Source organism: Hymenobacter sp. UV11, from assembly GCF_004684095.1.
Taxonomy (GTDB): domain Bacteria; phylum Bacteroidota; class Bacteroidia; order Cytophagales; family Hymenobacteraceae; genus Hymenobacter.
Window position 1 is genome coordinate 1 of sequence record NZ_SRII01000043.1, and the last position, 3670, is coordinate 3670.

Sequence of the window (3670 nt, forward strand, 5' to 3'; positions counted from 1 at the left end):
GAAAAGACCCCCCACATTCACGCGGTCATTATCCCTCTGACCGAAAAGGGGCACCTATCAGCTGACAAGATTTTCAATCCTGAAACCCTCAAAGACCTCCAAACGAGCTACGCCCAAGCGATGGCCCCGCATGGTCTGGAGCGTGGGGTGGAAGGGAGCCGGCGACCACACCAGGACATGAAGCAGGTGTATGGCCGGCAGGATAAAATCGAAGCTGAGTTAGGTAAATCCCTGGATTATAAGCCAGTAGATATAAAACGTCCGAGCTGGAAGGACTTAAAAAATCTGGAAGACTGGGAAAAGCGAACGACTGATTTGGCCAATGACCTCCCCAAGGCGCAGGTGGAGGCAGCAAACCAACGCGCTCAGGAGGCCATCAAACTGGCCACAGAGAACGCAAGCGCCAAAGAGCAGGCCCAGGTGCTCACTCGACAGTTGGGCGTGTCAGAGGGGCTAAAAAAGGCTGCTTTGGAAAAGTTAGCCCAGGCTGAACAGGAGAAAACCAGGCTGGCGGTAAGTCTTGCCGGCGGGAAGCCAGTACCCAAGACTATCCTAGAGCTTGGGGCGAAGCTGCGCGAGGAAGACCGACTGGACACCAAGCAGAAGTTTGAAGTACACCTGGTCAAAGGGGAGTACACTAACCCTAAGGAATACTTCAAAGGCCTTGAAAAACAAGATTTTAGATTTAGAAAGTCTACTGAGGACAATCCCAATCAAGTTCGACACCCTAGGTATGGCTCAGAGTTCACCTATGCAGAAATACGCCCCCATGACCGGAAAATAAGTGAGCAGGTCGAGGAGCAGCTGCAAGCCAGGCGTGAGGCTCGTGAGCAAGCCGAGTTGGTGGCCAAGCAAGCAGAAGCAAACCGGGTAGAGCAGGCCCGGCAGAAGGTGGCCGCGCGTGAACTGAATTTGATGGACAGAGCATTGCCCATCTATCGGTGGAAAGTTGGGCCAGAGGAGTTAACAGCCTGTCTGATAGTACCAACTGATAAAGTAAAGCAAGTAGAGGAAGCGCTGCGAATTGGGTCTACATCCTGGGCAGCTCGTCTGCTTGTGCAGGGTGAGCCAATGCGTAGAGATGGGCACGAAGCAGTCTACGTGAAGTACCAGGCCAGCTTTGCCCACCAAATCAGCCAGTACTTCGACAAGGTGCGAGAAGGTGGTGGCCAGGTGTACGAGCACGCCAGCCATCAGACACGTCGCGAGCAGCTGCAAGCACAACCCCAGCCCAAAATTCAGGAACGTGAACAGGGGCCGGCCAAGAGCAAGGGCTTCGGTATAGGAGATTGATTTTTCTTCCCCACTGCCTAATCGTCCCCCTTAACACCACTTCCTAAAAAGCCAATAGTTCACCTTTTTTGACCACTTCGTTGCTTCGTCGGAGTGGTGAGCGAAGCGTTGGGTAGATGGTGTACTAATTCCTTGGTGAGCGAAGCGTTGTAAGCTCGCTTTAGGTTTGGCCAAATATGGGGTTTAGAAGCTGATTTTACTGTTTTTTAGGTCTCGTTTTAGAGTGCAGTTCTACGACTCGTTCTAGAGGCACATAATAGTAAGAGAAGAGAGAAATCGGTTAAAAGTGTTATAAACTACTATAAACCAACTTGTTATGAAGAAAACGATAGTAATCAAATCGATGTACGTTAGTAATCAAATCGATTACTGAACGTAATCAAATCAATGTCTGATAGTAATGCAATTTGGATTACTGTTTCTCAGAAGTTAGTTTTGCAAACCACTTAAAACAGTAATCCAAATCAGATGAATGATAGTGTTGGTACTCGGAAAATAAACTTCATTGAAGAGGTCTATGAAGACGGTGTTTTAGTCCAGGGCAGAAAAGTCAGTCAGGTATCGAAAGAACCGCATTTTGTGAAGCTGTATCTCAAGGATTTAGCACATTTGAGGAATCTACCAGCTTGGGTATCAGGAGTTTTGTATGAGCTACTCAAAAAGATGGACTATTCAAACGAAATAGTACTAAATAGCACTGTTAAAAATCGAATTGCGGAAGAGCTTAATATTCATCCCAAAACGATTGATAATGCGCTAGTTAAGTTCGTAAGTAAGAAGATTCTTTTTCGTCAGGGTAAGGGTGTGTTTTTAGCGAATCCTTTCATTTTTGGACGTGGTAATTGGGGAGAAGTTGAGGAGATTAGAGTGAAGGTTTCTTATCGAGCTAATGGTGATAAGGAGGTTGAAGCAGAAATCATTGATGGTGTACAGCTGGGCAGGGAGGAAGCAATGGCTGAGGAGCGTGCAATGAATGCAAGTTCAGGTTTGGAGGAAGTATTAAAGGCTGATAAAGAAGCTATTAAGTTCAAAGAGGTTAAGACTATCCGCAGCAGGAAGAAAAAGGCTGAGGTTAAGACTAATCAAGAACTTTTTGAGATGAGCCACTAGTAATGAATTAGTTATGACCATACCAGAGCAAATCCAAGAGGTAAATGACCGGCTCCAGTACTGGGAAAAGGAAGTTGAGGAGCTAGCAGCAATGGGTAAGGCTGAAGAGATAGCCGACGTGTACCAGGAGGCTATGGGGCAGGTCAACTTATGCCTAGATGAGTTGATTTACTTACAGGATGAGCTAGGTGGTGAGGGGATAAAAAGCCAGATTGATGAAGTAAGGCCAATAGGGATTAAATTGTACTCTTTGCGATTTTGGGCTGATGGGCCGGGTGGACTGCTGAATAAATTCTTTTGCTATCCAGTACATCATGGGAGGCACACAGCGGATTTACTGATGAAGTTTATAGGGAAAGGGCTGACTATTAAAGCGGCCTATCTGGTGGGGGGCTCTGGGGGTGAGAAGGGGGTGCAGCTCGGGCGGGGAGAGTTGGCTTATCTAATGTGTACTGGAGAGAAAGAACAGAGCAGAATCAGAGCAATCCTGTTATCTAAATTTCCTAGGCTGAGTTAACGAGGTGGTCAAAAAAGGTGAGCTATTGGCTTTTTAGAGAGTGGGCTTAAAGGCAGGTGATTGGGCAGTGGGGAAAGGCAAAAGGGTGTATCTTGCAGGAGTGGTAGGGTAGGGCAAAACGGTCGAAATGGTCAATTGTTCAAACGCCATAACACACTATGGCAAAACGACAGGGCTGCGCCCCATCGTTTTGCCGTGTGCCCCTCCGGGGGCACCTTACCTTAACCTGTTATCCCCTCCTACTCATGTCCACCGTCGTATTTCGCGTCGCAAAAATCAAAACCAAGTCCGCAGCTCAGGGCAAGACCAAGCACAATTACCGCTTGATGGACACACCAAATGCGGACGCCGAGCGCACGGCCACTCTCAACAAAGAGTACATCAACTCGGGCCAGGTGGACTACTGGAGCTTGGCCGAGGCACGCATCGAGGAGGGCATTGCCAAGACGGCCAGGGGTAAACCGCGGACGGTGCGCGACGACCAGGTGCGCGCAGTCGAAATAGTGCTGACCGCCTCGCCAGAGTGGTTCAAGCGTGGACCAGACGGGCAGGCTGAGGATATGCGAGCGAGCAAATGGGTGGCTGATAACTTGGAGTTTTTGAAGAAAACGTTTGGAGAGAAAAACGTCGTTTCCTTCACCTTGCACCAGGATGAAAAGACCCCCCACATTCACGCGGTCATTATCCCTCTGACCGAAAAGGGGCACCTATCAGCTGACAAGATTTTCAATCCTGAAACCCTCAAAGACC

The 3670-nt window shown here is 48.5% G+C and carries 4 protein-coding genes; all 4 read left to right on the forward strand.

All coding sequences use genetic code 11. The features are described 5' to 3' along the window. The coding region (locus E4631_RS25540; protein ID WP_205704324.1) for a plasmid recombination protein at positions 1–1293 on the forward strand (1293 nt) is incomplete at its 5' end. A 468-nt stretch (positions 1294–1761) separates the two neighbouring features. Further along, the gene (locus E4631_RS25545) at positions 1762–2403 is read left to right on the forward strand and encodes a replication/maintenance protein RepL (RefSeq protein ID WP_133658650.1); all 642 of its coding nucleotides are present in this window, start codon (positions 1762–1764) and stop codon (positions 2401–2403) included. Positions 2404–2416: 13 nt separating this feature from the next. After that, on the forward strand, positions 2417–2920 hold the full coding sequence (locus tag E4631_RS25550) for a hypothetical protein (protein ID WP_133658652.1): 504 nt from the start codon (positions 2417–2419) through the stop codon (positions 2918–2920). A gap of 245 nt (positions 2921–3165) precedes the next feature. Beyond that, positions 3166–3670, forward strand: a 505-nt coding sequence (gene mobV / locus E4631_RS25555; RefSeq protein ID WP_205704325.1) for a MobV family relaxase, incomplete at its 3' end; no start/stop codon positions are given.

Excerpts from the sequence above, each read along its gene's own strand:
- E4631_RS25545 (WP_133658650.1), top strand. The coding sequence starts at position 1,762 with ATGAATGATAGTGTTGGTACTCGGAAAATAAACTTCATTGAAGAGGTC.
- E4631_RS25550 (WP_133658652.1), top strand. The coding sequence starts at position 2,417 with ATGACCATACCAGAGCAAATCCAAGAGGTAAATGACCGGCTCCAGTAC.